This is a genomic window from Flavobacterium sp., from assembly GCF_049318185.1.
Lineage (GTDB): Bacteria > Bacteroidota > Bacteroidia > Flavobacteriales > Flavobacteriaceae > Flavobacterium.
Map to the genome: position 1 here is coordinate 1 of NZ_JBMOGV010000160.1, position 3,741 is coordinate 3,741.

Below are 3,741 nucleotides of genomic sequence, written 5' to 3' on the forward strand. Positions count from 1 at the left end.
TTTTTTGTTGCATTACTTTAGCAGTCAAGCTTCTTTGTCCTCCTGGATAACCTGTGTGTCTGATGTACGTTTTGTCATCCAACTTGTTACCAGTTAGGTTGATTTTTTCAGAGTTGATAACTATTACGTTATCCCCACAATCAACGTGCGGCGTATAACTTGGCTTGTATTTACCTCTTAAAAGCATCGCAACTTTTGAAGCAAAACGACCTAAGTTATGACCTTCAGCATCTACAACAATCCATTGCTTGTCGGCATTGGCTTTGTTAACTGAAACTGTCTTGTAGCTTAATGTGTTCACAATAATTTATTTTAATTAAACATTCCATTCCCAATAAAGGGAGCGCAAAAGTACAATTATTTATCAATAAAGCAAATACGTTTTTTTAAATAATTTTTTTAAGTCTTTATTTTTTGTAAAAATCCTATTATTTAAAGGTCTTAAGAAGGTTGTTTTAATCAAAATAATGATAAAATAGGAGTTGCGATTTTGTTTTTTTTTATTGAAGTTTCATGCTTTTGCACTACAATACAGCATTTTTTTTGCTATTTTTACACTTTAACCATGATAAAATGAAATCGAAAGCAACATTAAAACAAATTGCAAAAGAGTTGGGCGTTTCTGTTTCCACTGTTTCTAAAGCCTTGAACGGAAGTCCAGAGATAAGTGAACCTACTAAGCAACGTGTTCAGGAATACGCCAAATTAAAAAATTACAAACCCAATGTTATTGGTTTAAATCTAAAAAATAGAAGTACTAAAACCATTGGAGTTATTATTCCAAATATTCTAAATTCTTTTTTTGCTAAAGTATTTAGTGGTATCGAAAAAGTAGCTGATGAAAAGGGGTATAAAGTAATTACGTGTATTTCAAATGAATCGTTAGAGAAAGAAATTAATACGCTTGAAATGTTGAGTAATGGAACTATAGATGGGTTTATTTTGTCGATTTCTAAAGAGGCACAAAAACGTAAACAATTTGATCATTTCATATCTATTGTTAATGAAGGAACTCCAATGGTAATGTTTGACCGAATAGCCGATGAGGTAAATTGTGATAAAGTAATTGTTGATGATTTTGATAGTGCTATAAATGCAACAAATCATTTAATTGACACGGGTTGTAAAAACATTGCTATGTTTTCAACAATAAATCAATCAAGTGTTTCTAATTTAAGATCCCGTGGATTTTACAAAGCTTTTGAGCAAAAAGGATTAAAAGTAAATGAGGACTTAATTATTTTGACTGATAATGTAGAAGAGTTTGACACAAAAATTAATGATTTTTTTGATAAAAATCTGATAGATGGTGTTTTTGCTTTAAATGAGCATACCGCTGCTTCCACCATTAAGATAGGTTTGAGAAAAGGGCTAAAAATACCTGAAGATCTTTCTGTAATAGGTTTTGCAGATGGTGTTTGGTCAAGAAGAATGACACCAAGTTTATCAACGGTAAGCCAACACGGACCGGAGATAGGTGAAGTTGCCGCAAAATTGCTTATCAATAAATTAGAAAGTAAAGATGAAACCTATACTTTTTCAACAACTACTATCAAGACTGAATTAAGACAGCGTGATTCTACGAAGAAATTATTCTAAAAATATAATTAGTTTCTATTAATTCTTTTTTCTTAAATACAAGTTCAAAAGTCATATTATTTTTTAATGCTATTGCTTTTATTTTTTCTAAATCACAATCTTGGGAAAAAATGATATAACATATGGTTTTGGATGATAAGGAACATGGTAACTGTCTGAACAGTTTTTCAAAATACTCGAAGTTTTCTCCGCAAAACCAAGCTTGTTCTTTTATGTTTTTTGGCTTTTTCGAATAATATGGTGGATTGATAACTATATAATCTAGAAATTTATTTTCGATTTTGTCGAACAAATCAGAATATATTACTTGTAAATGTAAATTGTTTTTTTGAGCGTTTTTTTTTAAATACTTCAAAGCAATTTCATTGATGTCAGAAGCGGTGACTTCAGCCCTTTTTTTTGTAGCCAAAAGAGAAATGATGCCCGAGCCACAACCCAATTCCAAAAAGGTTTTGTTTTCCAATTCCAAATCTTGGATAAAATCTAACAGAATCTTGGTGCTAAAGGTAAACTGAGGCGGAAAAACATCGGGATGGATTTTGATTTTAATATCATCATAAGTAAAATTCCTCGGTTTGGAATAGTAGAGACTCAAACCAAATTTCAAAAAAGGATGCGATATTTTCTTCAATAAATGTCTCATATATTCTATTTTACACAATAGATTTGCCGCAAATCTTACAGGTTTATTTTTCAATCATAATTTCCTTCAGATTTATATCGAATTATTCCGAATAAAAACCTTCAATCTCAGGTTGTCTGTATTTCCATAGCTTGTGCAAAGCCTTTATTTCATATGGATAATGATAAATCCCAGTTTTATAGCGCCAACTCGAAACCGACCGTAAAATGGTTTTCTTAAATCCGCGAATTCTAAAATCAGAGACTGTTGGGTAATAACCGTTCAATACTGTTTCAAAATTTTTAATCGTATCAATCATATAAGGCTTCAACCAAGGCGTTAGTGGGTTTTTTCTCAAATCGAAGTTTTCCCAACTCGGAGAAATCCAATCTTCTAAAAGTTTAGGAAAAGAGAATCCAGCGGCGAGAATCTGTTGGTACAATTCGGAACCCACCGTAGGAACTGGGCTGAATAAATAAATAATGATTTCTGCATTGGGATTAATCTGTTTGATTTCTTTAATAAAATTGATATCCCATAAAATTTGGTCGTAAACATCTTTCTCAGTTTCAGCGGGCATTCCCAACACGAAAGACAATTCGGGAATTATATCGGCATTTTTCATTCGCAAAACGAAATCTTTTATCATTTGACCGGTTTGCGTTCCGCCTTTATTCATTTGTTTTAGAACGGCATCATTTCCGGTTTCTGCGCCTAAAAAAATCATTTTACAGCCTGCTTTTCGCATCAATTTTAATTCGTCATCTGAATACATATTGATGGTGTCAATGCGTCCTTCGCCCCAATAACTAATTTTGTCATTCAAAATTAGTTCTGAGAATTCCAAAACTCTTTTTTTAGCGGTAAAGAAATTATTGTCGTGAAATTCGACGGCATCGATATTGTATTTATTTTTGAAATATTTGACATCTTCATAGATTCTCGCTGCTGACATGCCTTTCCATTTCGCATTAAAGATTGGCACAACTGCACAAAAGGAACAAGAAAAAGGGCAGCCCATACTCGAATGATATGACAAGGTTTTACTACCCATAAAGGTTTTGGCCAAATAATTTTGCACAGGATAAAATGAGTTTAAATACTCATATGGAAACTTCGGTAACGTGTCTTGGTCAAGTAAAGCTTCGACAGCGGTTTTGATGATTTCGCCTTTTTCATCTTTATAAATTAAGTTTTTGATGAGAAAGATTTCTGCTTTTTTGTTTTGTTCCAATGCCGTAATCAATGATGGAAAAGCAATATCGCCAGGACCGTTGATAACATAATCTACATAACCCGAATCTAAACTTACCTTATACTGATTGGAAGCAAAATAGCCGCCCCAGATAGTTGTTATTTCAGGAAATTGTTCTTTAATTTTTTTGGTAAAAGGAATTGCCTGACGTAATTGTGGCCCAGGCATTACTGTAGAACCAAAATATTTATACTCACCTGTTTTCAAATAGTTCTCGATGGTTTGCCAAGGATCTTTCTCGAGATTACCATCTATAAAAACATAT

4 protein-coding genes are annotated in these 3,741 nt (G+C 32.5%); 1 reads left to right on the forward strand and 3 read right to left on the reverse strand.

The window, feature by feature from the left end; all coding sequences use genetic code 11:
• On the reverse strand, positions 1–301 hold a 301-nt coding region (rplM, locus tag ACOYLT_RS10755), incomplete at its 3' end, for a 50S ribosomal protein L13 (protein WP_422853849.1).
• Between the two features lie 272 nt (positions 302–573).
• Between rplM and ACOYLT_RS10760 the strand changes: the two genes are divergently transcribed.
• Positions 574–1,599, forward strand: coding sequence for a LacI family DNA-binding transcriptional regulator (locus ACOYLT_RS10760; RefSeq protein ID WP_422853850.1), 1,026 nt, complete (start codon positions 574–576; stop codon positions 1,597–1,599).
• On the opposite strand, the gene ACOYLT_RS10765 is transcribed toward ACOYLT_RS10760, so the two are convergent.
• Positions 1,580–2,242 carry a methyltransferase gene (locus ACOYLT_RS10765; RefSeq protein ID WP_422853851.1) on the reverse strand — a complete coding sequence of 221 codons (663 nt, stop codon included), beginning with the start codon at positions 2,240–2,242 and terminating at the stop codon, positions 1,580–1,582. The genes ACOYLT_RS10760 and ACOYLT_RS10765 overlap by 20 nt on opposite strands.
• A gap of 82 nt (positions 2,243–2,324) precedes the next feature.
• On the reverse strand, positions 2,325–3,741 hold a 1,417-nt coding region (locus ACOYLT_RS10770; RefSeq protein ID WP_422853852.1), incomplete at its 5' end, for a B12-binding domain-containing radical SAM protein.